Source organism: Nocardia thraciensis (genome assembly GCF_054782435.1).
Genome location: NZ_BAAGSM010000049.1, coordinates 16472 through 42925 on the forward strand (window position 1 = coordinate 16472; position 26454 = coordinate 42925).

At 69.1% G+C, this 26454-nt stretch carries 22 protein-coding genes and 3 pseudogenes; 13 read left to right on the forward strand and 12 right to left on the reverse strand.

From position 1 onward, the window contains the following. The first annotated feature begins 20 nt into the window (after positions 1-20). Entirely contained in the window at positions 21-701 is a 681-nt protein-coding gene (locus ACYVLQ_RS29550) for a Pr6Pr family membrane protein (RefSeq protein WP_460700817.1), read from the forward strand. A 157-nt stretch (positions 702-858) separates the two neighbouring features. Beyond that, positions 859-1792: pseudogene (locus ACYVLQ_RS29555) on the forward strand (aminotransferase class III-fold pyridoxal phosphate-dependent enzyme). Between the two features lie 138 nt (positions 1793-1930). Here ACYVLQ_RS29555 and ACYVLQ_RS29560 read toward each other — a convergent pair. Both ACYVLQ_RS29560 and ACYVLQ_RS29565 read right to left on the reverse strand, forming a co-directional pair. Beyond that, positions 1931-2074, reverse strand: a pseudogene (locus ACYVLQ_RS29560) (DUF6186 family protein); the annotation flags it as partial. 22 nt (positions 2075-2096) lie between these two features. Next, positions 2097-2552 carry a GNAT family N-acetyltransferase gene (locus ACYVLQ_RS29565; protein WP_460700818.1) on the reverse strand — a complete coding sequence of 152 codons (456 nt, stop codon included), beginning with the start codon at positions 2550-2552 and terminating at the stop codon, positions 2097-2099. A 489-nt stretch (positions 2553-3041) separates the two neighbouring features. Between ACYVLQ_RS29565 and ACYVLQ_RS29570 the strand changes: the two genes are divergently transcribed. Then, on the forward strand, positions 3042-3656 hold the full coding sequence (locus tag ACYVLQ_RS29570; RefSeq protein WP_460700819.1) for a DUF5134 domain-containing protein: 615 nt from the start codon (positions 3042-3044) through the stop codon (positions 3654-3656). 34 nt (positions 3657-3690) lie between these two features. Here ACYVLQ_RS29570 and ACYVLQ_RS29575 read toward each other — a convergent pair whose 3' ends face one another. From ACYVLQ_RS29575 to ACYVLQ_RS29585, 3 genes are all read right to left on the reverse strand, one after another. Further along, complete coding sequence (locus tag ACYVLQ_RS29575) at positions 3691-4383, reverse strand: PhzF family phenazine biosynthesis protein (RefSeq protein WP_460700820.1); 693 nt, start codon at positions 4381-4383, stop codon at positions 3691-3693. A gap of 125 nt (positions 4384-4508) precedes the next feature. Next, positions 4509-5048, reverse strand: a complete 540-nt coding sequence (locus tag ACYVLQ_RS29580) for a carboxymuconolactone decarboxylase family protein (protein ID WP_460700821.1) — start codon at positions 5046-5048, stop codon at positions 4509-4511. An 11-nt stretch (positions 5049-5059) separates the two neighbouring features. Next, entirely contained in the window at positions 5060-5647 is a 588-nt protein-coding gene (locus tag ACYVLQ_RS29585; protein WP_460700822.1) for a peroxiredoxin, read from the reverse strand. A gap of 149 nt (positions 5648-5796) precedes the next feature. Here ACYVLQ_RS29585 and ACYVLQ_RS29590 point away from each other — a divergent pair, with 149 nt between their 5' ends. From ACYVLQ_RS29590 to ACYVLQ_RS29605, 4 genes and pseudogenes are all read left to right on the forward strand, one after another. Then, positions 5797-6705 (forward strand): hydrogen peroxide-inducible genes activator, encoded by a 909-nt coding sequence (locus ACYVLQ_RS29590; RefSeq protein ID WP_460700823.1) that lies wholly within the window; start codon positions 5797-5799, stop codon positions 6703-6705. 226 nt (positions 6706-6931) lie between these two features. After that, positions 6932-7684 carry an MBL fold metallo-hydrolase gene (locus ACYVLQ_RS29595; RefSeq protein WP_460700824.1) on the forward strand — a complete coding sequence of 251 codons (753 nt, stop codon included), beginning with the start codon at positions 6932-6934 and terminating at the stop codon, positions 7682-7684. 4 nt (positions 7685-7688) lie between these two features. Further along, positions 7689-7790: pseudogene (locus ACYVLQ_RS29600) on the forward strand (MBL fold metallo-hydrolase); the annotation flags it as partial. Between the two features lie 313 nt (positions 7791-8103). Further along, positions 8104-8580: a gamma-glutamylcyclotransferase family protein gene (locus ACYVLQ_RS29605; protein WP_460700825.1), complete on the forward strand. Its 477-nt coding sequence runs from the start codon at positions 8104-8106 to the stop codon at positions 8578-8580. A gap of 249 nt (positions 8581-8829) precedes the next feature. Here the strand turns inward: ACYVLQ_RS29605 and ACYVLQ_RS29610 are convergent, their stop codons facing one another. Next, complete coding sequence (locus ACYVLQ_RS29610; protein ID WP_460700826.1) at positions 8830-9789, reverse strand: AraC family transcriptional regulator; 960 nt, start codon at positions 9787-9789, stop codon at positions 8830-8832. Between the two features lie 114 nt (positions 9790-9903). On the opposite strand from ACYVLQ_RS29610, the gene ACYVLQ_RS29615 reads away from it, so the two are divergent. After that, a complete protein-coding gene (locus tag ACYVLQ_RS29615; protein ID WP_460700827.1) occupies positions 9904-10581 on the forward strand; it encodes an NAD(P)H oxidoreductase in 678 nt (225 codons plus the stop codon). Positions 10582-10600: 19 nt separating this feature from the next. On the opposite strand, the gene ACYVLQ_RS29620 is transcribed toward ACYVLQ_RS29615, so the two are convergent. Continuing rightward, on the reverse strand, positions 10601-10903 hold the full coding sequence (locus tag ACYVLQ_RS29620) for a phytanoyl-CoA dioxygenase family protein (RefSeq protein WP_460700828.1): 303 nt from the start codon (positions 10901-10903) through the stop codon (positions 10601-10603). A 90-nt stretch (positions 10904-10993) separates the two neighbouring features. After that, positions 10994-11641 (reverse strand): dihydrofolate reductase family protein, encoded by a 648-nt coding sequence (locus ACYVLQ_RS29625; protein WP_460700829.1) that lies wholly within the window; start codon positions 11639-11641, stop codon positions 10994-10996. 270 nt (positions 11642-11911) lie between these two features. On the opposite strand from ACYVLQ_RS29625, the gene ACYVLQ_RS29630 reads away from it, so the two are divergent. Both ACYVLQ_RS29630 and ACYVLQ_RS29635 read left to right on the forward strand, forming a co-directional pair. Beyond that, complete coding sequence (locus ACYVLQ_RS29630) at positions 11912-15382, forward strand: indolepyruvate ferredoxin oxidoreductase family protein (RefSeq protein ID WP_460700830.1); 3471 nt, start codon at positions 11912-11914, stop codon at positions 15380-15382. 640 nt (positions 15383-16022) lie between these two features. Continuing rightward, the gene (locus tag ACYVLQ_RS29635) at positions 16023-16217 is read left to right on the forward strand and encodes a hypothetical protein (RefSeq protein WP_460700831.1); all 195 of its coding nucleotides are present in this window, start codon (positions 16023-16025) and stop codon (positions 16215-16217) included. 363 nt (positions 16218-16580) lie between these two features. Here ACYVLQ_RS29635 and speD read toward each other — a convergent pair whose 3' ends face one another. The 4 genes from speD to ACYVLQ_RS29655 all read right to left on the reverse strand — a co-directional run bounded on the left by speD (position 16581) and on the right by ACYVLQ_RS29655 (position 22704). Further along, positions 16581-17798, reverse strand: a complete 1218-nt coding sequence (gene speD, locus ACYVLQ_RS29640) for an adenosylmethionine decarboxylase (RefSeq protein WP_460700832.1) — start codon at positions 17796-17798, stop codon at positions 16581-16583. An 8-nt stretch (positions 17799-17806) separates the two neighbouring features. Beyond that, positions 17807-19096 carry a type III PLP-dependent enzyme gene (locus ACYVLQ_RS29645; RefSeq protein WP_460700833.1) on the reverse strand — a complete coding sequence of 430 codons (1290 nt, stop codon included), beginning with the start codon at positions 19094-19096 and terminating at the stop codon, positions 17807-17809. Between the two features lie 39 nt (positions 19097-19135). Further along, positions 19136-21643, reverse strand: a complete 2508-nt coding sequence (locus tag ACYVLQ_RS29650) for a DEAD/DEAH box helicase (protein ID WP_460700834.1) — start codon at positions 21641-21643, stop codon at positions 19136-19138. Positions 21644-21753: 110 nt separating this feature from the next. Next, the gene (locus tag ACYVLQ_RS29655) at positions 21754-22704 is read right to left on the reverse strand and encodes a PAC2 family protein (protein ID WP_460700835.1); all 951 of its coding nucleotides are present in this window, start codon (positions 22702-22704) and stop codon (positions 21754-21756) included. Positions 22705-22992: 288 nt separating this feature from the next. Here ACYVLQ_RS29655 and ACYVLQ_RS29660 point away from each other — a divergent pair, with 288 nt between their 5' ends. The 3 genes from ACYVLQ_RS29660 (at position 22993) to ACYVLQ_RS29670 (ending at position 26454) form a co-directional block, all read left to right on the forward strand. Then, on the forward strand, positions 22993-23721 hold the full coding sequence (locus ACYVLQ_RS29660) for a sensor domain-containing protein (RefSeq protein ID WP_460700836.1): 729 nt from the start codon (positions 22993-22995) through the stop codon (positions 23719-23721). A gap of 45 nt (positions 23722-23766) precedes the next feature. Beyond that, positions 23767-24699, forward strand: a complete 933-nt coding sequence (locus ACYVLQ_RS29665) for an aldo/keto reductase (RefSeq protein WP_460700837.1) — start codon at positions 23767-23769, stop codon at positions 24697-24699. Positions 24700-25341: 642 nt separating this feature from the next. After that, complete coding sequence (locus tag ACYVLQ_RS29670; protein WP_460700838.1) at positions 25342-26454, forward strand: DUF4192 domain-containing protein; 1113 nt, start codon at positions 25342-25344, stop codon at positions 26452-26454.

Genomic DNA, 26454 nt, shown 5'->3' on the forward strand with positions numbered 1-26454 from the left:
CGCCGTGCGAAGATCGGATCATGATCACCGGGGCAAGGACGCCGCCGTGGGTGCGGGGGCTGCGCATCGCGTTCGGCGTGCTGGGAGTTGTCGCGCTGGTCTGGATCCCCGTGCGCAATATCGGCGTAGCGGACTTCTCGCTGGGCAACTACCTCAGCTATTTCACCGTCGAGTCCAACATTCTGGGCGCGGTGGTGCTGCTGATCGGCGGCCTGCGGGATCCGGGCGGTCGGCGCTGGCAACGGGTGCGCGGCGCGAGCGCGTTGTATCTGCTGATCACCGGCGTCGTGTACGCGGTGCTGTTGGCGAATATCGACGTGATGCTGTCGGACCAGTGGATCAACGACGTCATGCATCGGGTGCTGCCGATCGTGCTGGTAACCGATTGGCTGCTGGTGCCCGCGCGGCTGGGCGTCACCGGGCGGCTGATCGGCGGCTGGCTGATCTATCCGGCGGTGTACGGGGTGTACAGCCTCATCCGCGGCGCGATCGTCGACTGGTATCCGTACCCGTTCCTCGATCCGCGGGGTCAGGGATATATCTCGCTGCTGATCGGGCTGGTGGTGCTCGCGGTGGTCTTCGCCCTGCTGGCGACCGCGGTCGCCGGTTTGGGGGTGTTGTTCGCGCGCAAGGAGCCGCCTGCCGCGGCCGCGCCGGGAGCGGCGGCCTCCGAGCGCGATGGGGGTCGTCGGCGCAGGTAGGCTGGCGGGCGCGGTGCCGGCGGAGCCTCGGTCGTCTGGCCACGGATCGGCTCGCGATTTCGTCGGCGGCTTGGGGATACGCCTCCACCCAGACGGGTATCGCGATCGGGCACGGACAACCACACCGTGGCCGGACTGTGTGAGAGAGGAGCCCGAGATGGGTGCGCTGTGGCATGGGTTCGCCGATATGGGGGCCGTCGAGCGCGACGGTGCGTTCGTGGTCGCCCGCGGTGAGGGCGCCTACGTCTGGGACCGGGCCGGGGCCCGCTATCTCGACGCGACCGCCGGGCTCTGGTTCACCAATGTCGGCCACGGACGCCGCGAGATCGCCGAGGCGGTGGCCGCCCAGCTGTCCGATCTCGCCCACTACTCGAACTTCGGCGACCTCACCGCGCCGGTGACCCAAGAGCTCGCGGAGCGACTGGCGGAGCTGGCACCGGTGCCGGGCAGCAAGATCATGTTCACGTCGGGCGGGTCCGACTCCGTCGATACCGCCGCCAAGCTGGCCCGCCGCTATTGGCACGAACGGGGCCGACCGGAGAAGACGCTGATCGTCGGCAGGCGCCTGGCCTATCACGGCATGATCCTGGTTCGCCTCCTCGCGATTCGGCCTGGAGCCGGACATGATGACCACCGCGAAGGGACTCACCTCCGGCTATCTGCCGATGGGCGCGGTATTCGTGGCGCCGCGGGTGGCCGGGCCGTTCTATTCCGGCGGCGTATGGTTCCGGCACGGCTACACCTACGGCGGGCACGCGGGGGCGGCCGCCGCGGCGATGGCGAACCTCGACATCATCGAGCGCGAGAATCTGCTGGACGCCAGCAAGAACCTGGAATCGCTGCTGCACGAGCACTTGTCGCCGCTGGCCGCCCATCCGCGCGTCGCCGAGGTGCGCAGCGGTCTCGGCGCGGTGGCCGCGGTGCAGCTGGCCGACCCGTCCGAGGGTCCGGCCATGGTGAAGGCCCTGCGCGCGCAAGGCGTTTCGGGCCGCGCGGCCGGGCAGGGCGCGCTGCAGATCTCGCCGTCGTTCGTGATCACCGAGTCCCAGGTCGCCGAGCTGGCGGCGGCGTTCGCCCGCGCTCTGGGCTGACGCCGACCGCGAAACCCGCATCGCCCGACCGTGATCCGCGCACCGTTCCGGAGCCCGACCTCCCGACGGAGGCTTTTGGTTGCTCGTGGCACGCCCGGACCACCGGCAACCCGTCCGGACAAGGCGCTGGCGGGCCAGGAAATGCCAACCGAGCCATGCCCAGAGCGCGACTACGGCGAGTCGGGTCAGGCGGGTCCGGAGGAAGGGCGGATCGTCGTAGCCATGGTCGCGGGATACGACTATCGGGGCGGATGAGGTCGGCTCGCGCGATTCCGGGTCCATCGGATGCGGAACATCCCCCGGGTCAGAGTTCCCGGGTCATGAAGATGCTGTTGGGGTCTTCGAGGTATTCGGCGAACGGGCCGCAGCGGCGGAATCCGTGCCGCTCGTAGAGCCGGCGGGCGGGTGAGAAGAATTGCTGCGCACCGGTTTCCAGGCTCAGGCGTCGATAGTTCCGCGCGCGGGCGGTATCGACGAGGTGCCGCAGCAACAGCGAACCGACGCCTCGGCCCCGGTGGTCGGCGGCGGTGCGCATCGACTTGATCTCGCCGTGCGTCGGATCGAGTTCCTTCAGCGCCCCGCATCCGGCCAGCCGGTCACCGTCCCACACCGACCAGAAGGTGACCTCCGGTTTGCGCAGCTCGTCCAGATCCAGCGCATGCATGCTCTCCTCGGGCGAGTGCGCCAGCATCTCGCCGAGGTGCTCGGAGAGCAGCGCGATCACCGCCGCCGAGGTCAGGTCGTCCGGCACGATTCGCATACCGGCACGGTAGCGGGCGGCCCGTGTCGGTGGTGCGCGTTCTGCTGCGGTGCGCAATGCGCCGAAATAGGCCGCAGCATCCCGAAGACGTGCGGGCGGTGTGCGCGAGGTCGGTCCGCACCGATGGATGCGTTGCCGACACCGGCTGCCGAGTTCGGTAGTTCGATCGATCGGTTGGCGGCGCGGCCATCGTCCGAACGCCGTGGTCGCCGACCAAGGTGTGGGCTGATCCGATGTTCGGCTTGCAATACCGCGATCCGGTCGCACATCGGAGTCGTCCGGTGCGGTTCGCGCCGATCGCCGCCGGGGGATTGTCGCCGATGTCGGGTGATGAGTTTCGCGGGTTGGGGCGGTCTCTATTGGCAACGGCGCGAACAGGCAGCGCTGAGGCAGGTTCGGGGCGGTGGTGGCCGCGGTGAAACGGTGGCTACCCCGCGACGGCGGGTGCGAGCATGGACAGACCGGCTCGTCGGTGAGAGGTGGTGGGGTGTGGGCGGTTTCGTGATGGAGTACGACGCACTGCGCTGGGGCGTGGTGGCGGCGTTCGTGGTGGCCGCCGTGATCGTGGCGGCGAGGTTGCTGGCCGCGGGTGCGGAGTGCGTGGATGACGCTGGGGGAGTGAACGTTTCGGACGGCGTCCTGGACCGCGAGTCGGACGCGGCGCACCTGCTGATGTGCCTGGTCATGCTGGCCATGCTGGTATTCCCCGCGGGGGCGACGCCCGCGGCGGTCCAGGGCGTGCTGACCGCGTTGGTGGTCGTCTACGCGGGCCTGCTGGCGGGCCGGATCCTGCGGCGCCGGACCGACACTCGAACAGCGGCGACCGAACACGTCTTACCGCTCGTCTACCACGTGATCGCCGCCGCGGCCATGCTGTGGGCGATGTCGGGTCACCAGCACGGCAGCCACCACGCCGCACCACCGGTCCCGATGCTCCTCCTAGCCGCCCTGTTCACCCTCGACGCCGTCCTGATGCTGACCCCCGGCCCGAAAAACCCACTGCGCCACGCCCTCCCGCACGCCCCGGGCCGCACCGCCCTCATCCCCCACATCGTCATGGACCTCGGCACCACCTACATGCTCATCGCCGCAGCGGCAGGCTGAACCCCAACGCCGCTGAGCCGCCCGACACGCTGATCTAGCGGATGACCGGGTGGTCGGCGATGGTGCGGCCGCCGAGGCGGACCCAGCCGTCGGAATCCCATTCGGTGAAGAGTTGGGAGCCTTCGCCCTGGGTGATGATCAGGCTGCGGCGCAGTTGGGCGGTGAGGGCGATGGCGGCGGCGCCGGTTGCCTCGTCCTCGGCGATGCCCATGGCCGGGGCGAACATTCGCGTTCTGACGGCGCCGCGGTCCTTGGCGGTCCAGGCCCATACGTAGTGTTTGCCTTCGGGGAAGTCGGCCGGGTCCAGGGTCGCGAGCACCTCGGCGTCGTCGAATTCGTGAAAGGTGAACGCGGGCGCCCATTCGGCGCGGGCCTGTACCCAGGTCATGCCTTCGACCGGGGTGACGGACACCGGCCCGGCCGGGACCTCCAGCACCTTCACCGGCGTGCCCTGCTCGGACAGCCACCACGCGGTGCCGACCGTCGGATGCCCGGCGAACGGCAGTTCGACCGTCGGGGTGTAGATGCGCATCCGCGCGGAGTCCTCGATGGGTTGTTCGACGACCACTGTCTCGCTGTACCCGGCGCGGGCGGCCAGCGCCTGGTGGTCGATGTCGACGACATCGGCGGCGCGGACGATGCCCAGCGGGTTCCCGAATCGCCCCGCGGCATCGGTGAAGACCCTAACCACCTCGACCTGCGTGCTGTCGCTTTCGAGTGTGCCCATGGTTCGTCAGCCTACCCGCGGCGAACCCGCGGTCCGGGCGCAAGGCGCCCGGACTGCGGTAGTGAGCGGAAGAGTGCGTGCCCTGCCCCAGTTGTGGTGGGGCAGGGCACTTTTCGTGTGCGTTGTCAGATTGTGGCGGTGGCCAGGATTTCCGTGGTCTGGACGGCCTGGCCTACGCCCGCGACTATCGAGGCGGCGCGGAGGGCCTCGAAGATCACCTCGCGCGAGACGCCTGCCTCGCGCAGGGTGTGCTCGTGCGCCTCCAGGCAGTGCTGGCAGCCGTTGATCGACGACACCGCGAACGACCACAGCTCGAAATCCGCCTTGTCGACGCCGGGGGTGCCGATGATCTGCATGCGCAGCCCGGCTCGCAGGTCGTCGTAGCGGCCCTCCAGGAAGGCCTTGCCTCGGTAGAACACGTTGTTCATGCCCATGATCGAGGCGGCGCCGAGGGCGGCGTTGTAGGCCTCCGCCGACAGCGTGTCGGCGGCCTCTTCGGCGATCTCCCGCAGCGTGCTCGCCGAACGGGTGGCGGCGGCGGTGGCCAGCAGGGTGCCCCACAGCTGCTGCTCGCTCAGTACGGTCGAGCGCGCGATGGACGACAGATTGAGCTTGAGGTCCTTGGCGTACTCGGGTAGTGAATTCTTCAGATTCTCAACGGACACTGCGAAACTCCTCAGACCCCGGCCGACATGAGCTCGCCGGCGTTGATGGTCGGGTCGCCCTTCTTCCAGTTGCACGCGCACAGCTCGTCGGACTGCAGCGCATCCAGCACGCGCAGCACCTCGTCGACGTTGCGGCCCACGGAACCGGCGGTGACCGACACGAACTGGACCTCGTTGTTCGGGTCGATGATGAAGGTGGCACGGTCGGCGACGCCGTCGGCGTTCAGCACGCCGGTGGCCTCGGCCAGCTCGCGCTTGAGATCCGAGAGCATCGGGAACGGCAGGGTCTTCAGATCCTCGTGCTGGGCGCGCCACTGGAAGTGCACGAACTCGTTGTCGACCGACGCGCCGAGCACCTGTGCGTCACGGTCGGCGAACTCCTCGTTCAGCTTGCCGAACGCGGCGATCTCGGTCGGGCACACGAAGGTGAAATCCTTCGGCCAGAAGAACACGATCCGCCACTTGCCCGCGTGGTCGTCGCTCGAGATCCGCGTGAAGTAGTCGTCGGGCTGCTGAGCATTCACCTTGGACAGATCGCCACCGATCACCGCGGTGAGGTTGTAGGCGGGGAACTGGTCGCCGATGGTCAGCAGGGCCATGCTTTCTCCTTCTTCGTTTGTCTTCGATTGCCGTGCGAGGGGTGGTAGGGCGGCGAAGCCGCCGGGGTGGGTCGTACTGGTGTTCGCGGTCGATCTTGCCCGGAGGGTGATAAAAGGTAAAGGTGATCAGTCGCACTAGACTGATAGGCGTGACTGATCAGACTTATCAGCCCACCCTGTCACAGCTGCGTGCGTTCGTGGCGATCGCGGAGTATCGCCATTTCGGCACGGCGGCCGCCCGGCTATCTGTGAGCCAACCCACGTTATCGCAGGCGCTGGCATCATTGGAAAACGGGCTGGGACTACAACTCATCGAGCGCAGCACGCGCCGGGTGCTCGTCACCGCGGCGGGCAAAAGGCTACTGCCGCAAGCGATGGCGACACTGGAGGCCGCGGACCGATTCGTCGCCTCCGCGAACGGCGACGGCCTGGGCGGCACGCTGCGGCTCGGCCTCATCCCCACGGTCGCTCCGTACGTGCTGCCCACTTTGCTGCCGGAGCTGCGGCGGCAACTGCCCGCGCTGGTGCCGCACGTGATCGAGGATCAGACCGCGCGGCTGCTGGACGGCCTCCGCACCGGCGTGCTGGACGTGGCGCTGGTCGCGGTGCCGAGCGAGGCGGCCGGACTGGTCGAGATACCGCTCTACACAGAGGAATTCGTGCTGGTCACGCCGCGCGGGCACGAACTGGCCGGGCGCGCCGACGTCTCCCCGGCGGCCCTGGAGAGCCTGCCGCTGCTGCTGCTCGACGAGGGGCACTGCCTGCGCGATCAGACGCTGGACCTGTGCCGGTCCGAGGAGGTGCGGCCGGGTTCGGTCGGCGATACCCGGGCGGCCTCGCTGGCTACCGTGGTGCAGTGTGTCGCGGGCGGACTGGGCGTCACGCTCATTCCCGAGATGGCGGTGGCGGCCGAGACCGCCCGGGGCACACTGGATATCGCGCGTTTCGCTCAACCCGCACCCGGACGCACGTTGGGGTTGGTGTTTCGCGGGTCGACCGCGCGCACCGAGGACTATGAACAGCTCGCGGAGATCGTCCGGGGGCAGCGACCGGTGTAGACGGCTCGTCACTGCGGTGGGTGGCGCGTGGGCCGTGGCGTGCGTTCGAACGTGGCGTGCCGTGGCACCGCTACGGTCTCGGCGTACGGAGGCCCGGTGTGAGGATGCACAGTCGCGGCGGGGGCCGCGCGGACGTGCTGCCAGTGCGATTGACCAGCGGCTGAGCGTCTGGGACGCTCTCGACGTGCGGATACATCATCTCAATTGCGGCAGTATGGGAATGGGCATGGTCGATCACTGCCTGCTCATCGAGACCAGGGCCGGTCTGGTGCTGGTGGACACCGGATTCGGGCTCGACTGTGTGCGCACGCCCGGGCGCCTGGTGGGACCGAGCCGCTTCCTGCTGGGGATGCAGTTCGCCGAACACGAGACCGCGATCCGGCAGATTCAGGGGCTCGGCTACAACCCGGCCGATGTGCGCCACATCGTGCTCACCCACCTCGACCTGGACCACGCGGGCGGGCTGGCCGACTTTCCCGAGGCCACGGTGCACGTGCACGGACCGGAGTTCCGCGCGGCCACGGCCGGTCGCACCCTGTCGGAGCGCATGCGATACCGCGCCCTGCAGTGGTCGCACGGACCGCGGTGGATGGTCAACGAATTGGACGGCGGCGACGAGTGGTTCGGCTTCCGCGCGGTGCGCGACCTGCCCGGCCTGCCGCCGGAGATCCTGGTGATCCCGCTGCCCGGGCACACTCGCGGGCACGTGGGAGTCGCGGTCGATACCGGCCGGGGTTGGCTGCTGCACGCGGGGGACGCCTTCTTCCTGGACAGCGAGATCGATCCGGCGGGGCCGCGCACGCCTCTGATGTGGCAGCTGTACGAACTGGGTTCGATCGTCCAGGGGGCCTATCGCGAAAACCGGCGCAGGCTGGTCGAACTCAACCGCGCGCACGGGCACGAGATCACCATCTTCTGCGCGCACGACCCCGCCGCGTACGCGCGGCTGGCCGGTTCCACCGTCCGCCCGGCGGGGTAGCCGGATGCGTATCCACCATTTCAACTGCGGCACAGCCGATATCGAACTGGTCGCGCACTGCCTGCTGGTGGAGACCGGGGACGGCTTGGTGCTGGTCGACACCGGGTGTTGGAGGTGGCTGGTGATGCGCGCAGGGAGACTGGTGGTGCGGGGATGGCGGAGGGGCAGCAATCTGTCAGCGCTTGTGTCGATTTCTGGGCTCTGGAGTGCGATTCGGTGGGTATCGGCGCTTTGCCCGCTCTGTCGCGGTTGCGGATTCGGGCTCGTTGGGATGCGGTTATTGGGGGATAAACATAAAAGTGAGGGAGGTCACGTCGTCCTGCGGCCCGATGGCGGGCACGGATTCGGCAGAGTGAGTACATGGGATGTACGGGTGTGGCGAGGAGAGTGGCAACTAGGCAGCGAATATTCTGTCCCGCGTGGAGCATGCGGTGAGTGGCGGGCGGACCGGCGTGGCGGCCGAGCGGTACCCCCGGCTGGAGAGGGTCGGCAAACGGTTGTTCGTCTACGGCACTCTGCAATTCGGCCCCGTGCTGGAGGAATTGATCGGTCGCACGCCGGACCAAGACTTCGCCGTGGCCCGCGACTGGCGGGTGGCGGCGCTGCCCGGCCGGATGTATCCGGGACTGGTGGCGCAGCCGGGCCGGATGGCCGGTGGGCTGATCCTCGACGGGCTGACCCGCGCCGAATGGGAGGTGGTCGACGATTTCGAGGACGACGAGTATCAGCTGCAACCGATCTCGCTGATCGGGCACGATAAGCCCGTGCCGACGTATGTCTGGACCGCCGACGTCATCCGAAACGACTGGCAGCCCGAGATCTTCGCCGCCGACCACCTCGATCGCTACCTGGGCTGGTGCGCGCGGTGGCGCGAGGGACGGGAGGCGAGCCGATGAGCCGTACCGCGCAGGGCTCCGTGTCCGTCACCTTCGGCGGACCGACCAGGCTGGCGCGCTTGCGGTACGAAATCCTCTACGGCCCAAGCCGTATCCCGACGCGGTGCACCAGCAGCTGACCAACCCCGACGACCGGAAGGTGTCGCGCCAGACCGGAACGTTCACGCTGCGCGAGAACACGGTGGCCGATCCGACGCGGGCTCACCTGGGAGGGCGCGCGGTCGCTGGGCTAGATTGCCCCGGCGCCGCTCATCCGGGGACCAGTTCGCCGTGCTGCTCGGCGGTGGCAATGAGGCGAAATGCGCTGGGGCTCATGCCCCGATGGCGCTTGAAGGCGGCGCTGAAGCCGAACGCGTCGGCATATCCGACCGTCTCGGCTATCCGGGCGACGGAGAGTTCGGTGTCGGTCAGGAGCGTCTCCGCCTCGTCCATGCGGCATTCGGTGAGGTAGGTGAGCGGCGGACGCCCCATCACCTCGGTGAACCGTTTCGCGAAAAGCGCTCGGGAGACTCCTGATTCGGCAGCAAGTGAGGCCACGGTCCAGCTTCCGGACTGTCGGCCGTGAAACGCCCGCAGGGCGGGCGCCAGAACCGGATCGGCCAGGCCGCGATACCAGCCGGGGGCGTCGGCGCCCGCCTGTTCGAACCAGGTGCGCAGCGTGCACACCAGGGCCCAGTCCAGTAGCCGGTCCATCAGCGCCTGCGAGCCCGCGGACCGCAGCGCGGCGTCGGCGGCGGCCGACTCCAGCCAGTCGCACACCGCGGTGTCCTCGTTGATCACCAGCACCGGCGGCAGCGCGCGCAGCAGGCGCTCGTGGCGGTGCCCCGAGGCGCGGTAGGCGCCGACGATCAGAGCGGTCGCTCCCTCCGGGTCGTTCCCCCATCGAATGCCGCCCAGATCCTGGGCGGTGCACTCGATATCCGCTGTGAAGCAGGCGATTTCGTACTCGGTGTGCGGGGCGCCGATCGTGGCCGCGTGGTCGGCCAGCAGGAAGGGCTCCGGTCCGCGCACCACGGCGGTGTCCCCGGCGCCGACCGGTCGCTCGGTGCCGTCGGGCAGCAGGAGGGTGCCGCCGCCGCGCAGCACGGTGACCATGGTCAGCGGAGCATCGTCGGCGAAGCGGATGGTCCACGGCGCCTCCAGCACCGCGTAACTGACGACCGAGCCCTCGGCCCGGATGCCGCTGAGGAGAGAACTCAAGGGATCCACGCCCACCATCTTAGACGATCTCCTATATATCGAAGCGTTTCTCCCATGGATCATCTATCCGATCATGGATTTACTGGTGTCATCACATCGACCGACAGCAGTCAGGAGAACGCCATGCCGCACAGTGAGACCCGCCGGACCGCCCTCGTGGTCGTCGCCCACCACCGGTCCGACTCGCTCACCGCGCACACCGCCCGCCGGACCGCCGCGCAGCTCGAGACCGAGGGATACCGCGTCGACGTGCTCGATCTGCACGCCGAGGGCTTCGACCCGCGCATGTCGGTGGCGGACCAGCCGGACTGGGGCAATCGGGAGAAGGCGTATTCCGCCGAGGCACAGGCTCATATGGACCGCATCCTCGCCGCCGACGTGATCGTCGCGGTCTTCCCGGTGTACTGGCAGACCGTGCCCGCCATTCTCAAGGGCTGGATCGATCGGGTGTGGAACTACGGATTCGCCTACGGCCGCAGCACGCCCCGGCTGGCGGGCAAGCGCATCCTGTGGCTGGGTCTGGCCGGTGCGGCGGGCGACGACGAGATCATCGACGGAATGCGAGCGATCCTGGACATCAACCTGAACCAGGGCATCGCCTACTACTGCGGCTTCGCCCACTCCACCGTCGGCCTGCTGCCCGACGCCGAGGAGCGCAGGCAGCGCGTCGACGCCGCGGGCAACCTGCTTCTCGACGACGCCGTCACCGGCGCGGAGCGCGAGGCGCGATACGCCGACTTCGACCGCCGCGCAACGGAATTGGTCGCGCAGTTCCTCGCGGCGGAACTGGTCGAGGCCTGAATTCCGACGGGTGCGCGGGTCAGCGGTAGATGGCCTCGGCGTCCATGTAGACCGTGGCCAGCGAGATCCGGACATTCTCGGTCGCGTTGGCCCCGGACATGTGCACCGGCGCGGAGTGATGGAACGTGCGGTTCCCGGCGCGCAGCGGCACCGTGACCGGGGGCCGCCACCGTGGCTCCGGGCGGGCCTCGAACGGTTCGGTGAAGTCGCGCGGGATGCCGCCCGGCAAGCGCTGCGAGCCGGGGATGAAACTCATGCACCCCCGCTCCACCGACACGTCCACCAAAGTTCGGCGGATCTCCACTGGACGGAGATCGATCATCCGCACCGTAGCAGCGGATTCCGGTATGCGATCGGGGTTTTCCGCTGCGACGGGAAACGGCGGCGGGCGACACAGCCCACGGCGCTGTGGTCAGCGGCGCCACAGGAAGTGGTGGACGATTCCGCTGTTGGGGCTCGGGATCTGCTCGAGGTGGAAGCGGTCGAGAAGTTCGTCGGGGGACTTCCACAGGCGTTCGCCGCGGCCGAGTTCGACGGGAGCGACGGCGATGTGCAGGGTGTCGATGAGGTCGGCCTCGAGGAATTCGAGGACCGTTGCGACGCCGCCGCCGATTCGCACATCCCGCCCGTCGGCGGCCTCCTTCGCGCGAGTGAGGGCTTCCTGCGGTGACGCGTTCAGGAAGTGGAATGTGGTGTCGCTCAGCGTGAACGAGGGACGCTCGTGGTGGGTGAGGACGAACACCGGGGTGTGGAAGGGCGGCTCGTCACCCCACCAGCCCTGCCATTCGTGGTTCTCCCACGGACCGCGCCGGGGGCCGAACTTGTTGCGGCCCATGATCTCCGCGCCGATATTGCGGCTGAATTCGCGGGTGCAGTAGTCATCGAGGCCGCGGGTGCCGCCGGGCTCGGTGCGGTTGGGCCAGCTGGCGGTCGCGCCCGCCCAGGACATGAGCTGTGCCGGATCGGCATGCCCGAAGGGCCGGTCGGCGCTCTGCCCTTCTCCTGCGCCGTATCCGTCGCGCGAGACGGTGAAATTGTGAACGCGAGCGAGCTGAGCCATCGAAGCACCTTTCTGATTGCAATCTGCAAGCAGATGGGAACCTACCCAGGCTGCTGCCAAATCGCAACCAGTCGACCGGTGAGTGTCCCGGGTCACATTCCACCCCGCACCCTGCATAGCTGTTGCTCATTTCGAACGAGAGAAATTACGCACATTGCTCAACGTTTCATCCTCCTATTGTTCATTCAGCGCTCTGGAGACAGGATGACGGCGACGAATGCTCAACAAGGGAGGCGCCCGACCGGCGCCGAAACGGAACGGGTGGAATCGATGACCGAGCTCGCCGACCGCGAACTGTTCGCAGCACCGTACGACCTCGCCGACCGCTACCGCGTCGGCGCCGGGACCGTCGTGCTGACCGGCGTGCAGGCGATCGCGCGGCAGCTGGTCGAGCAGCATGTGCGCGACCTGCGTTCCGGCCGCCGTGTGGGCACCTTCGTCTCCGGGTATCAGGGTTCGCCGCTGGGCGGCGTGGACCGGATGCTGGACGCGATGCCGGATGTGCTGGCGGAGCACGACATCCGGTTCGTGCCGGGGCTGAACGAGGAACTGGCCGCGACCTCGGTGTGGGGGAGCCAAGCCGAACTCCCGCAGGCCGCGGCCACCCACGACGGCGTGGTAGGGGTCTGGTACGGCAAGGGGCCGGGCCTGGACCGCTCCACCGATGTGCTGCGCCACGCGAATATGTACGGCGGCAACCCGAACGGCGGCGTGCTGCTGCTCGTCGGCGACGATCCGGCCTCGAAATCGTCGACCGTGCCCGCGGTGTCGGAGCGGTCGCTGGCGGCGCTGAACATACCGGTGTTGTTCCCGCGCAACGCCTCCGAGATCATCACCATGGGCCTGCACGGGGTGGCGCTGTCGCGGGCATCGGGATGCCTGGTGGCACTGAAGATCGTCGCCGACGTGGCCGACGGCGCCTGGACCGTGGACGGCCGCGTCGGCGACATCGAGACCCTGATTCCGGAGATCGACTGGGAGGGCGGGCCGTTCACCTACCGGCAGCGGCCGATGGCGGCGCCTACGGACAGCGTGCTCGCCGAGGCCGACCTGTACGGACCGCGCTGGGAGATCGTCAAGGCATACAGCGCGCTGAACCGGCTCGATGTCGTGGAGGTGAATCCGGCCCGCGCGACCGTCGGGATCGCCGCCACCGGAACCACATTCGACGCGGTCCGGCAGGCGCTGCTCGACCTCGGGGTGGACGACGACGAACTGCACCGTGCCGGAATCCGGCTGCTGCGTATCGGAATGCCGTATCCCATTGCCCCCGAACCGGTCCGGGCCTTCGCCGAGGGGCTGTCCCGGCTGATCGTGGTGGAGGACAAGACCGCGTTCATCGAGACCCAGCTGCGCGACATCCTGTACGGCGCCGCGGACGCGCCGCGGATCATCGGCAAGCGCGACGACGCGAACCGGCCGCTGTTCGACCAGGACGGCGAGCTCACCGCCGGGCGGATAGCCAAGCCGCTGCGCCGCGCGCTGAACGGGCATATCGAGATGAGACGTCCGCTGCCGCAACCGCTGTCGCTGTCGGTGCTACCCGCGAAACGGGCCGCGTACTTCTGCAGCGGCTGCCCGCACAACCGGTCCACCGGGGTCCCGGAGGGCTCCCTGGCGGGCGGCGGCATCGGCTGCCACACATTGGTGACGATGTCGGGACGCGAGGACAGCAAGGTCACCGGCCTGACCCAGATGGGCGGCGAGGGCGCGCAGTGGATCGGCCAGGCGCCGTTCACCGAGGTGCCGCATCTGTTCCAGAACATCGGCGACGGAACGTATTTCCACTCCGGGCAGCTGGCGGTGCAGGCGTGCATCGCGGCGGGGGTGAACATCACCTTCAAGCTGCTCTACAACGACGTGGTCGCGATGACCGGCGCCCAGGACGCCGAGGGCGCGCTGGCGGTGCCCCGGCTCACGCACAAGCTGACGACCGAGGGCGTCCGGCAGATCATCATCTGCGCCGACGAACCGAAGAAGTACCGCAAGCGGGACCTGGCGCCGGGAACCCGGCTGTGGCACCGGGATCGACTCGACGAGGCGCAGCGCACGCTACGCGAGATTCCGGGCGTCACCGTGCTGATCTACGACCAGCACTGCGCCGCCGACGCCCGGCGGCAGCGCAAGCGCGGCACCCTGCCGGTGCGGCGCACCCGGGTCGTGATCAACGAGGCGGTGTGCGAGGGCTGCGGTGACTGTGGGACCAAGAGCAATTGCCTGTCGGTGCAGCCGGTCGACACCGAATTCGGCCGCAAGACACGCATCGACCAGACCTCCTGCAACACCGACTACAGCTGCCTGGACGGCGATTGCCCGTCGTTCGTGACCGTGGAGCTGCCGGAGCCGGGTAAGGCGAAGCGGCGCAAGAAGAGTCGACCCCGGCCGCCGGAGCTGGAGGACATCGGGTTCGCCGCGCCGACCGGCACCCAGAACGTCTTCCTGGCCGGAATCGGCGGCACCGGGATCGTCACCGTGAACCAGGTGCTGGCGACGGCGGCGATGCGGGCCGGATACGAGGTCGCGAGCCTGGATCAGATCGGGCTGAGCCAGAAGGCCGGGCCGGTGGTGTCGCATCTGCGGTTCGCGCCGGGTGCGCTGGAGCCGTCCAACCGGCTCACGCCGGGCTCGGCCGACTGCATCGTCGCCTTCGACCTGCTGGCGGCGGCCGACACCAAGAACCTGGCCTACGGGTCCGCCGAGACCACGCTGTCGGTCGCGTCGACCAGCAAGACGCCGACCGGAGACATGGTGTACGACAAGGCGATCGAGTATCCGGAGACCGCCTCGCTGCTGGCGCGGCTGCGGCGGGTCTCGCGCACGGTGCGGTCTTTCGACGCGCTGGCCGCGGCCGAAACGTTGTTCGGCACCACGGCCGCCGCCAATTTCCTGCTGGTCGGCGCCGCCTACCAACTCGGTGGGCTGCGGTTGCCCGCGGCGTCGATCGAGGAGGCCATCGAGATCAACGGCGTGGCGGTGGAGGCCAATATCGCGGCGTTCCGCTGGGGGCGGGCAGCCGTCGCGCGGCCGGAGGACTTCGCCGCGGCCACCGCGCCGCGCGGGCGTGCGCACACCGAAATTCGGGTTCCGGCAGACCTTTTCGACGGATTGTCGGCGGCGGGGGAGACGCGGCGGTTGATCGAGGTGCGCGCCACGGAGTTGATCGGATTTCAGGGTGTTCGGGTGGCCCGGGACTACGTGCGGACGATGGAACTCCTCTGGCAGGCGCAGCGGCGGGTCACCGAGCGCACCGAGTTCACCGAGCAGGCGGCGCGCGGGCTCTACAAGTTCACCGCCTACAAGGACGAGTACGAGGTGGCGCGCCGCCTGGTCGACCCGGCCTTCCTCGACGAGGTGGCGGCGCAGGTGCCCGACGGCGCCAACCTCACCTATCGCCTGCACCCGCCGGTGCTGCGCGCTCTGGGACGGGACAAGAAGATCGGTCTGGGCCCCCGCAGCCACCTCGCCCTGAAGGTCCTCGCCAAGGGAAAGCGACTGCGCGGCACCAAGTTCGACCCCTTCGGCTACATGCACGTGCGCAAGGTCGAGCGGACCCTGCTCGCCCACTACTCCGAGATGGTCTTGGCCTTGGCGGACACGCTCGATGCCGAGTACGACCGCGCTGTCGAGGCAGCGGGACTGCACGACGTGGTGCGCGGCTACGAAGACATCAAACTCGCCAACGTAGAAGTGTACCGAAACCGTCTGCAGGAGTTGGGAATAGAGCCACCATCCCTCCCATGACCGACCACCTCCGTCATTTCCGGCACGCTGTTGGCCGGAATCCACACGGCCTCGGTGGATCCCGGCCAAAGCGGGCCGGAAATGAGGTGACGCTGTCGCTGGGAACGAGTGGCGCTGTTCGCCGAGCAGGTGGTGGCGCCGCCTCCGGGAGGTCGTGGTGCTGTCGCTGGGAGGTGGTGGCGCTGTCGCTGGGAGGTGGTGGTGCTGTCGTCGGGGGGTGGTGGCGCTGTCGCTGGGAGGTGGTGGTGCTGTCGTCGGGGGGTGGTGGTGCTGTCGCCGGAGAGGAGGTGGTCCTGTTGCCGGGAGACCGGGTTGTTCTGGGGTGGTGCGGCGTGATGAGGGGCCGCACCACCCGCTCTGGTGAGGGTGGCTGAATTCCCGCACTCCGGACATGTTCTCGCACCTCTGACTGACGCCACAGCGGATGCGGGAACTTGTACGGAGTGCAGGAACGGGAGGCGAAGTTTCAGCCTGCGAACGTGGGAAACGGCCGCGCCACCAGGGGTTCTCGGTGCATACTTGGCGATGACGGCGAGGCGCCGCCCGGTCGGCGCACCGCGTCCGAGGGCCCGCCGACGTGCCCGCGATATCTCTCCACTCGCTCGAGCCGAACGGCCGCGCGTCCGCTCAGGAGGTCGATATGGCACAAGCCGCGCTGGGCTACCACACCGGCTACCGCGCGGGGTACCGCGACGGTGTCGTCGCCGCCCGCCACCTCGCGGGCGAGGCCGCCACGCCGCCGGTGGTGCGGCCGGGCGATTACGGACAGGGTTACCTCGCCGGATACGTCGACGGCTACCGATGGTCCTGGACCGAACCGGCCCGCTCCGAATAGCACGGACGGCAAACGTCGACCAGCACGAACAGCGCAACCTCGACCAGCACGAACAACGCAACCTCGAGCGGCACGAACAGCGCGAAGTCGAATAGCACGAACAGCGAAACGCCCGCACGGACAAGGTGTCCGGGCGGGCGTACGCAATTGCCGGGCAATAGTGGCGCAATTGCCAGGCGGCCGTGGCGCGGTAACCGGGCGCCGGTCAAGTAGTCGCCATGGCGGCCGTAGCGCAATAACCGGGCGGCGGTGAAGCAATCGCTACGGCGGCCGTGGCGCACTTGCCGGGCGGCGGTGGCGCAGTCGCCGGAGGCGTGGCGCGGGTGTCCGGCGGCGGTGACGTCGGTGCCCGTGCCGGTCGGCTCAGGCGACGGCGGCGCCGACGCGCAAGGCGTGCGGTTCGATGGCACCGCGGACCAGGGCCCGCTCATCGATCGTCTCGGCGTGGTAAGGCAGCTTCGCCAGCTTGCCGGTCATCACCTCGACCGGATCGGTGACCGGCTGCGCTACGCCGAACAGGAACGTCCACTCGTGCTCGTCGGAGCCGTAGGGGACGACCGTGTCGAACAGGTCGCGGAACCGCTGCCACGACCGCTTCAGGGTTTCGTTGCGCCACATGGTCGCGCAGCCCGCCTGCGCCGCCAGCACGCCGCCGTCGGACAGCAGCGCCTTACATCGGGTGAGGAACTCCTCCTCGTACAGGCGGTTGTGCTGGGCGTCCTCGACCCGCTCGTCGGGCAGGTCGATGACGATGACGTCGTAGCGCACGCCCTCGGCCTCGGCCTCGCCCAGGAAGTCCCAGCCGTCGGCGTAGTGCATCCGGATGGGCCCGGCGCCCGCGACCGCCTCGGCCAGATCGGCCTCGGTGTAGCCGTAGGGGAGGTGCTTCGCGCACAGCTCCACCTCGAGCTGGTCGATGTCGACGTGATCGACCCGAGATGCCCCGGCCGCCACCGACATCTGGCTGGCGACGCCCTCGCCGGAGCCGACGATCAGCACGTTGTCGAGCTTCGCGGCCAGCGCGTACGCCGGGACCAGCATCGCCTCGTGATAGGTCAGCTGGGAGTACTCGGTGGACTGGCGATCGTCGTCGGAGAACAGCGAGATCCCCTGTTCGGTCCGCGCGATCACCATGTGCTGGAACGGAGTTCGGGTGTCGATCAGCACCTCGGAAAGATCCCAGACGCGGGTCAGCCCGGCGCCCACCGGCTCGTGGATGCGCCGCGCCGCGTGCCCGCGCTGGATGACCTCGGTGTGCACGGTCCCGGGGGACAGCTCGGCGGCGAGCAGATCGACCGCCTTGGTGGCACCGGCGCCGATGCTGCCGCAGGTGAACACGTCGACGAAGATGTCACCGGATTCCGGGTAGGTGTGGATGGAGGCATGCGATTCCGACAGCAGCGCCAGCACCGTGACGCCCATCGGCTCGAATTTCTTGTGCACCACATCGCAGATCGTCACGCCCGCGGCGAGCAACGATTTTCGAAGTGCTGCTTCGAGTCGTTCGAGGTCGTCGCAGAGAGCCGCGTCGACACCACCGAACTCGGCCAGCACGTGCCAGCCGGTGAATTCTGCCGTCATGGGCAAACTCACTCTCGCTCAGCGCCGATGACATGCACAGTCAAAGGCGGAAAACCGTTGAAGGACACCGACGAATAGCTCGCCGTATAAGCGCCGGTATCGAGGATCCGAACGGGATCACCGGCTCGCAGCGTGGTCGGCAACAGGACCCGCGTGCGTTGATACAGTACATCGTCTCCGTCGCAGGTCGGTCCGGCAATCACCGCCTCGTCGCGGGGGTCACCGTCTCGTAAGGTTTCGATGCGATAAGCGATGTACTCGTTCTCGGTTTCGGCCATGCCGTTGTAGCGACCGATGTCGAGGTATACCCAGCGCCGCCCGTCCGGCGCGATGCGCACGTTCACGACCTCCGCGTGAATCACACCGGCGTTGCCCACCAGGGCCCGGCCGGGCTCCACCACGAGTTCACTGTGCTCCGGGAGGTACCGCGCCGCCGCCGCGGCGATCACCGCGCCCAGGTCGGACAGCTCCGGCGCCGGATCGACGTACGAAATCGGCAGTCCGCCACCGATATTCACCGCTCGCACCGGAATGTCCTTGACCGCCAACGCTTCCGCGATGGCGCCCGCCTGTTCGAGGCCGATTTGCCACGCGACCGGATCCAGTTGCTGGGAGCCCACGTGGAAGTAGGGCCCCACCGGCCGCAGGCCGAGGTCGCGGGCGCGCACCAGCAGCCGCACCGCCTCGCCCGGAGCACAGCCGAATTTGGCGCCGAACGGGGTCTGCGACTGCGGCGCCGAGGCCAGGAAACGGCATTCCACCTCCGACCCCGGGGCGTGCTCGGCGATGCGGTCCAGGTCGTCCTCGGTGTCGAAGGCGTAGCGGCGCACGCCGGCGGCGTAGGCGGCCGCGATGTGGCTCGATTTCTTCAGGGGATTGCCGTAGCAGAGCACGGCCGGATCGACACCCAGACGCACACACTGCTCGATCTCGCCGATACTTGCGACGTCGAATTCCGCGCCCGCAGCGGCGAGCAGCCGGATGACCTCCGGCATCGGAGAAGCCTTGACCGCGAACCGAATTCGCGCCCCAGGCAGGGTGGACCGCAGTGCGCGGTAGTTGTCGCGCACCCGGGCGAGATCGATGACGAGACAGGGCGACTCGGGCGCGTGTGTATCCAACAATCTAAGGGGACTCTCTTTCTTCCGGGCAGCCTCCCCGCTGCGGGCAGCGAGCGCGAGAGTATCAGCGGGGTGGCCGGAAAAACGAACCGGATCAACGTCGTCTTGATCACTGACGGACGGCGGAAACCGTCCTCCCGGCGAAGGCCGGGATCGAGACGGGTCTTCGGTGCGCATGGGTCCCGGCGTTCGCCGGGAGGACAGGGGAGAAGGTGTTCATCCCGCCGTCACCGCCACGTCGTCGAACACCACCTCACCGGCGGCGTCGGATTCGGCCAGATCGACGACCGCGTCGACCGACCAGCCGTGGTCACCGGCCGGATCGTCGAGCACCTGGCGCACATGCCAGAAACCGGGGCGCTGCTCGAGCTGGAACAATCGCGGGCCGCGCGCGTTCGGCCCCGTGCCGATCTCGCCGTATTCCGCGAAGTACGGCGCGAGGTCGTGCTCCCAGTCGGGGCCGTCGCCGAGATCCTCGAGGGCCTGCCAGCGGCGCAGCGCGGCCATCTCGACGCGGCGGAACACGGCGTTGCGCACCATCACCTTGAACGCGCGCTCGTTGGCCGAGATCGGGCGCACCGTCTCCGCTCCGAAGGCCAGCTGCTCGGAGTCGTTCTCCGCGCCCGGGTTGGTCAGCTGCTCCCACTCGTCGAGCAGGCTCGAGTCCACCTGCCGGACCAGCTCGCCCAGCCACTCGGTGACGTCGTCCAGTTCCTCGGTGCGCGCGGCCTCGGGGACGGTGCGCCGCAGTGCGCGATAGGCGTCGGCGAGGTAGCGCAGCACCATGCCCTCGGACCGAGCCAGTTCGTACTCGTTGATCAGCTCCGTGAAAGTCATTGCGCGCTCGATCATTTCGCGCACAACGGCCTTGGGGGCCGGACTGAACTCCGACACCCACGGGTGGCCTGCGCGATAGGTCTCGAAGGCCGGTTCGATCAGCTCGGAGAGCGGCTTGGGCCAGGTGATGTCCTCGATGAGCTCCATGCGCTCGTCGTAGTCGATGCCGTCGGCCTTCATCTCCCCGATGGCGGCGCCGCGCGCCTTGTGCTGCTGGGCGAGCAGCAGCTGACGCGGGTTCTCCAGCGTGGATTCGATGATCGACACCACATCCAGTGTGTAAGTGGGGGCATCGCTGTCAAGTAGTTCCAGGGCGGCGAGGGCGAACGGCGACAGCGGCTGGTCGAGGGCGAAGTCGCGCTGCAGGTCGACGGTCAGCCGGGCGCGGCGGCCGGTCTCGTCGGGCTCGTCGAGTTGTTGCACCACCCCGGCGTCTCGCAGTGCGCGATACAGCCGGATCGCCTTGAGGATATGTTTACGCTGCGCCGGGCGCGGCTCGTGATTGTCCTCGAGCAGATGACGCATCGCGTCGAAGCAGTTGCCCGGGCGGGCGATGACATTGAGCAGCAGCGAATTGGTGACCCGGAAGCGCGACACCATCGGCTCCGGATCGGCGGCGACGAGGCGGTCGAAGGTGTCCTCGGACCAGGACACGAAGCCCTCCGGCGGCTTGCGGCGCTGCACCTTGCGCTGCTTCTTCGGGTCGTCACCGGCCTTGGCGAGCAGCCGGGCGTTCTCGATCTCGTGCTCGGGCGCCTGCACTACGACGGTGCCCGTGGTGTCGTACCCGGCGCGGCCCGCCCGCCCGGAGATCTGATGGAATTCGCGCGCCTTGAGGCGGCGGGTGCGGACCCCGTCGAATTTGGTGAGGCCGGTGAGCAGCACGGTGCGGATCGGCACGTTGATCCCGACGCCCAGGGTGTCGGTGCCGCACACCACCTTGAGCAGGCCCTCCTGGGCCAGCCGCTCCACCAGGCGGCGGTACTTGGGCAGCATCCCGGCGTGATGCACGCCGATGCCGTGCCGGATCAGCCGCGACAGCGTCTTGCCGAACCCGCTGGAGAAGCGGAAGCCGCCGATCGCCTCGGCGATGGCCTCCTTCTCCGCCTTGGACGCGAAGTTGACGCTGGTGAGCGCCTGCGCCCGCTCCAGCGCCGCAGCCTGGGTGAAATGCACGACGTAGACGGGGGACTGGTGGGTGGTGACCAGTTCCTCCAGCGTCTCGGTGATGGGGGTGCGGCGATACGAGAACGTCAGGGGCACAGGGCGTTCCGACCCGCTCACCAGCGCAGTGGGGCGACCGGTGCGGCGTTCGAGATCGCGTGCGAAGAAATCGACCTCGCCGAGCGTGGCCGACATCAGCAGGAACTGCGCCCTCGGCAGTTCCAGCAGCGGCACCTGCCAGGCCCAGCCGCGGTCCGGGTCGGCGTAGAAGTGGAACTCGTCCATCACCACCTGGCCCACCTCAGCGGCCGCGCCCTCGCGCAGCGCCAGATTGGCCAGGATCTCCGCGGTCGCGCAGATGATCGGCGCGGTCGGATTCACCGCCGCGTCCCCGGTCACCATGCCGACCCGGTCGGCGCCGAACACCTCGCACAGCGCGAAGAACTTCTCGCTGACCAGAGCCTTGATCGGGGCGGTGTAGCAGCTGCGCTCACCACGATTGAGGGCCGCGAAATGCGCGCCCACCGCGACCATCGATTTTCCCGAGCCGGTGGGCGTCGACAGGATGACGTTGGCCCCGGTCATGAGCTCGAGCAGGGCATCCTCCTGCGCCGGGTACAGCGTCAGGCCCTGATCGATCGTCCATTCGGCGAAGGTCTCGTACAGCCAGTCCGCGTCGACGTCGGGCACGACACGGTCGGGGATCAACTCGGAAAGCTGCACGTGCTTCTACGTTACCGGGAGGGGGCGGCCACTCCGCAAACCGATCGGCTACTCCGGCAGACCGGCCTACATTTCCGGCCACAAGCATGCCGGAAATATGGCGTGGTGGATTACCTCAGCTCGCCGCCGTCGGCCCCGCCGTCGCCGAACTCGCCCTGCTCGGCGAGGAAGCGCTCGAACTCCGCGCCCAGCTCGTCGCCGGTCGGCAGGTCCGCCTCGCGGGCCAGCAGACTGGACTGGCGCTCCTGCGCGGTCACGAAGCTGTCGTACTGCCGCTCCAGGGCGTTGACCACCGTCTCCACCTCGGTGTTTCCGGCGATGTGCTCGTTGACCTGCTCGCGGACCTTCGCCGCCGACTCGCTGAGCGCCGCCAGCGGGAACTCCAGTCCGGCGTTCTCGGAGACGTTCTCGAGCAGCGTCTGCGCGGCCTCGGGGTAGGCGGTCTGGGCCAGGTAGTGCGGCACGTGCACGGAGAAGCCGATCGACTCCTGGCCGTGCTGGGCCATCCGGTACTCCAGCAGCGACGAGGCGCTGCCGGGCACCTGCAGCTCACCCGGCCAGCGCTGATGCTCGCCGATCAGGTCGCGGTCGCTGGCGTGCGCGGTGACGCCGAGCGGGCGGGTGTGCGGGATCGCCATCGGGATGGCGGACAGGCCTATGGTCCGGCGCACGCCGAGCTGCTCGGCCAGCAGGCGGGTGGCGGTGACGAACTTCTCCCAGCGCAGGTCCGGTTCCAGACCGGCCAGCAGCAGGAAGGGGGTGCCCGCGGTGTCGCGCAGCGCCCACAGGTTGAGCTCCGGATCGGCGTAGTCGGAGAAGTGGTCGGTCTTGAACGTCATCAGGGGGCGCCGCGACCGGTAGTCGAGCAGCTCGTCCACGTCGAACGAGGCGACCAGCTCCGATTCCAGGCTCTCGCGCAGATGCGTGGTGGCCAGGCGGACGGCGTGGCCGGCATCGGTGAAGCCCTCCAGCCCGTGTACCAGCACGGGACCAGCGCCGTCGGCGGAGGACAGCTGCGGAGCGGGGAACTCCAGCTCGTACATTCGCGACTCGTAGTCCATCGCGTACTCCTTCCTGCGTGGTGCGCCCGCATCCGTCACGTCGGGTAGCCGGTCCCGAAGCCGTGCCCGGCGGAAATGCGTCCAAACCGGTCATCGTCCGGGGCCCGCCGTCACAACCGACGGCGGATGTGATGTGGCGAACCACCTTCATTGTCTCTCATACGCTTCGGAGACCGCGCCGGGTGGGTGCACCGCACGTTCGAACAACGGACGAGGTGCGATTCGCATTCCCGGCGCCCCCGGCGTGGCAGTTCCGGCGAACAGCGGGCGTTCGGCATAGTGAAATGTGTGATCGTGCCGGATTCGCCGGGTCCGCGGCCGCGCAGGAAGGGCAGCGCGGCGGCGCGCGTGCTGGGCGGTATGGCCCTGATCGGCCTGCTCGCGGCGTGCGGCCAGACGGTGCCGGGCAGTCCGCAGGCCCGGCAGCAAACCGCGGTCACCCACCACATCGGCACGCCCCTGGCGCGGCTGTTGCCCGCCCAGGACCGGTTCCCCGCCCGCTACGCGACCGCGGTGCTGCCGGTCGAGCAGGCCCGCCGCGCGGTCGCCGACCTGGCGGGCGTTCCGGCCGGGGCGTCCGCCGATCCCGAGGACTGCGCGCCGCCGCAGCCGCGGTTCGACACCGACCGGCTCGCCGTTGTCGTAGGCACCGACGACGCCACCCGCGCCACCATCACCGTCGAGCTGAGCCGCACCGATCAACCGATGGCCCGGCTGCGAGATCAGTTGGGGCACTGCGAAGCCGTGCGCGTGCAGCGCGGACCGCTCGCCAATGCCGTTGTGACGCAAGCCGAGCCGCCGCCGCCCGTCTCCGCCGACGACGCACTCGCGCTGCGGCGCACGGTTTCCGGGCCGGTGGACGGCCCGGGGCTCACCCAATCCATGCGCCTGCTGGTGGCGCAGATCGGTGACGTGCGGATCAGCGCCACCTATATGAGCTTCGACGGGGGCGCGCCGGATATGCGGGCGCTGGGTGACGTGTTCGATGCCACAGTCGCGAATGTCCGAAGGGGCTGAAAATCTCGCGGGACCGGCGCCGAATCGCGGAGTACGTTCGAACTCATGGCGAAACTTGGTACAACCGATGTGGACGTGTTTCCCCTGTGTCTGGGTGGGAACGTCTTCGGATGGACCGCCGACCAGGCCGTATCCTTCGCGGTACTGGATGCCTACGCGGCTGCCGGTGGGAATTTCGTCGACACCGCCGACGTGTATTCGGCCTGGGTTCCCGGTAACAGCGGCGGCGAGTCCGAGACGGTGCTCGGACAGTGGCTGGCCGCGCGCGGCAACCGCGACAGCGTGGTGATCGCCACCAAGGGCAGTCGGCTCGCGCCGTTCGAGGGCTTGTCCGCCAAGGCGATTCGCGGTGCGGCCGACGCGTCGCTGCGGCGGCTCGGCACCGACTACATCGACCTGTACTACGCGCACTACGACGATCCGGACACCCCGGTGGAGGAGACGCTCGCCGCGTACGACGAGCTGGTGCGCGCCGGGAAGGTGCGGTACGTTGCCGCCTCCAATATGTCCACCGACCGCGTCCGCGAATCGCTGGCCGTCGCCGATCGAGAGGGGCTGGCCAGGTACGTCGCGATCCAGCCGCAGTACAACCTCGTGGAGCGGGCCGAGTTCGAGCGCGATGTGCTTCCGCTGGCGAGTGTGGAGGGCCTGGCGACGGTGCCGTACTACGCGCTGGCCAAAGGCTTTCTGACCGGCAAGTACCGGCCGGGGGTCGAGGTGGACAGCCCGCGGGCCCAGGGCGCGGCGGCCTATCTCGATGCGCGGGGCGAGCGCGTGCTGGCCGCGCTGGATCGCGTCGCCGCCGCCCACGGCGTCCCGGTCGCCGCGGTCTCGCTGGCCTGGCTCGCCGCGCAACCCACGGTGGCCGCGCCGATCGCGAGCGCTCGCACTCCGCAACAGCTGGCCGACCTGCTGCCGGTGGGCGAGCTGCGGCTGTCCGACGCGGAGCTGGCGGCGCTCATCGCCGCCTCCGACTGAGGTTCACCGCACCACCTCGATGCGCGGCATGTCGTGCGTGCCGCGCTGGAATCGGTACGGCACGCCGCACGGGGCCACTCGGTGTCCGGCCGCTTGCCGACCAGTTGCGGGAGGAAGGGCGGTCCCGCAACCGCGTGCAGGCGCTCGCCGCAGCGACCGTATCAGATAGCGGCGACACGGAACCGCGGTCCGCGCCGCTCTGTACACACCCCTTGCCCGCCGTCCCCAGACTTCTCCTTTCCCCAGGTCGGCGTCCCGGCCTCGGCGATCGAGCGGAGCAAGCTGTGCCGCATGACGACTCCCGCCGAACCCGCCTCCGCAGACAACGATTCCGCCGCCACCCCCGGTGGCGACCAGCGCCGGGGCGCGGCCCCACCGAGCGCGCCGCCATGCGCGCACCATCGACACGCGCAGCCGAACCACCGCAGTCCTTCCTGCGGCGGCGTGCCGGACGACAGTGCGCTCGACAGCTGTGCGCTAGACGGCGCCCAGGACAGCGCCGCGCGGTCTCACGGGGTCGGGGCTCACGATGAGCCGGATTGTGGTGTGCGGGACGGTCGGCCGTCGGATGGCGGGGTGGCTAGGGATGCTACTGGCGGTGGCACAGGGGAGCGGTCCGGTGGTCCGGGTGCCGGGGGATCTGTGTGGGCGGATCCCGGGCTGCGGGTGGAGGAGCCCGGGGAGTTCATCGCGGGGGTGCCCGCGCTGCTGGGTTTCGTGCCGGAGCGGTCGCTGGTGGTGTGCATGTTGCGGGAGGCGCCGGAGCGGCCGGGGTCCGTCTTTCTCGGGACGGTGGCCCGGCACGATCTGGACGTGCCCGGGTGCGGCGCCTGGCTACGGGTGGCCGGGCAGTTGGCCACGATCTGCGGGCAGGAGGACGCGGTCGGCGTGCTGGTGCTCATCGTGGACGATCGAGCCGGGGCCCCGCGTGCCGATCGCCCGGGTGCGCGCGCCGGACGCCATCGCGACCTGCTCCGCATCCTCGACGGCGCGCTCCGCGACGCCGGGGTGGAGATGGTCGAGGCCTGCGCCGTGCGCGAGGTCGCGGGCGGCGCGCCGTGGTGGAGCCTGCTCGAACCCGGTTCCACCGGTCTGCAATCCGATCCGGCGGCATCACCGATCACGCTGGCGCAGGTGCTCGACGGCCGCCCGATCCGATCGTGCCGCGCGGAGCTGACCGAGATCGTCGGCGTCGATCCGGAGTCCCGCGCGGCGGTCGGCGACGAGCTCGAGCGGGCCACCGCGGCGGCGCGGCGTCGGCATCGGCAGGCCGCATGCCGCGGCGAGCCCAGTTTCTACAGCCGCTTCGGGCTGGAACTGGTACTGCGGCGGGTGTCCGCCATCGGTAACCCCGACGCGATCGTGCTGGCTCCCGATATCGCCGAAGTGGCTGTGGCGCTTCGGGATTCGAGGGTGCGCGACGCGTCGTTCGCGCTGGCGGTGGGGGAGCAGGCCGCGGCGGCGGAGGTGCTGTGGTCGCTGCTGTGCCGCGCGCTCACCGGATCCGACCGCGCCGAGGCGGCCACCCTGCTCGCCTACAGCGCCTATGCCAACGGTGACGGTCCACTGGCCGGAGTGGCTCTGGACGCCGCGCTGGAGGCGGACCCGCAGCACACCATCGCCCGCCTGCTCGACGCCGCGCTGCGCACCGGGATGCCACCGCGCGAGGTGCGCAAGCTCGCGCTGAGCGGGCACGCCACCGCCGCGGGGCTGGGCGTGCGGATCGTCATCGACCCGGCCCGGTGCGAATCGTGA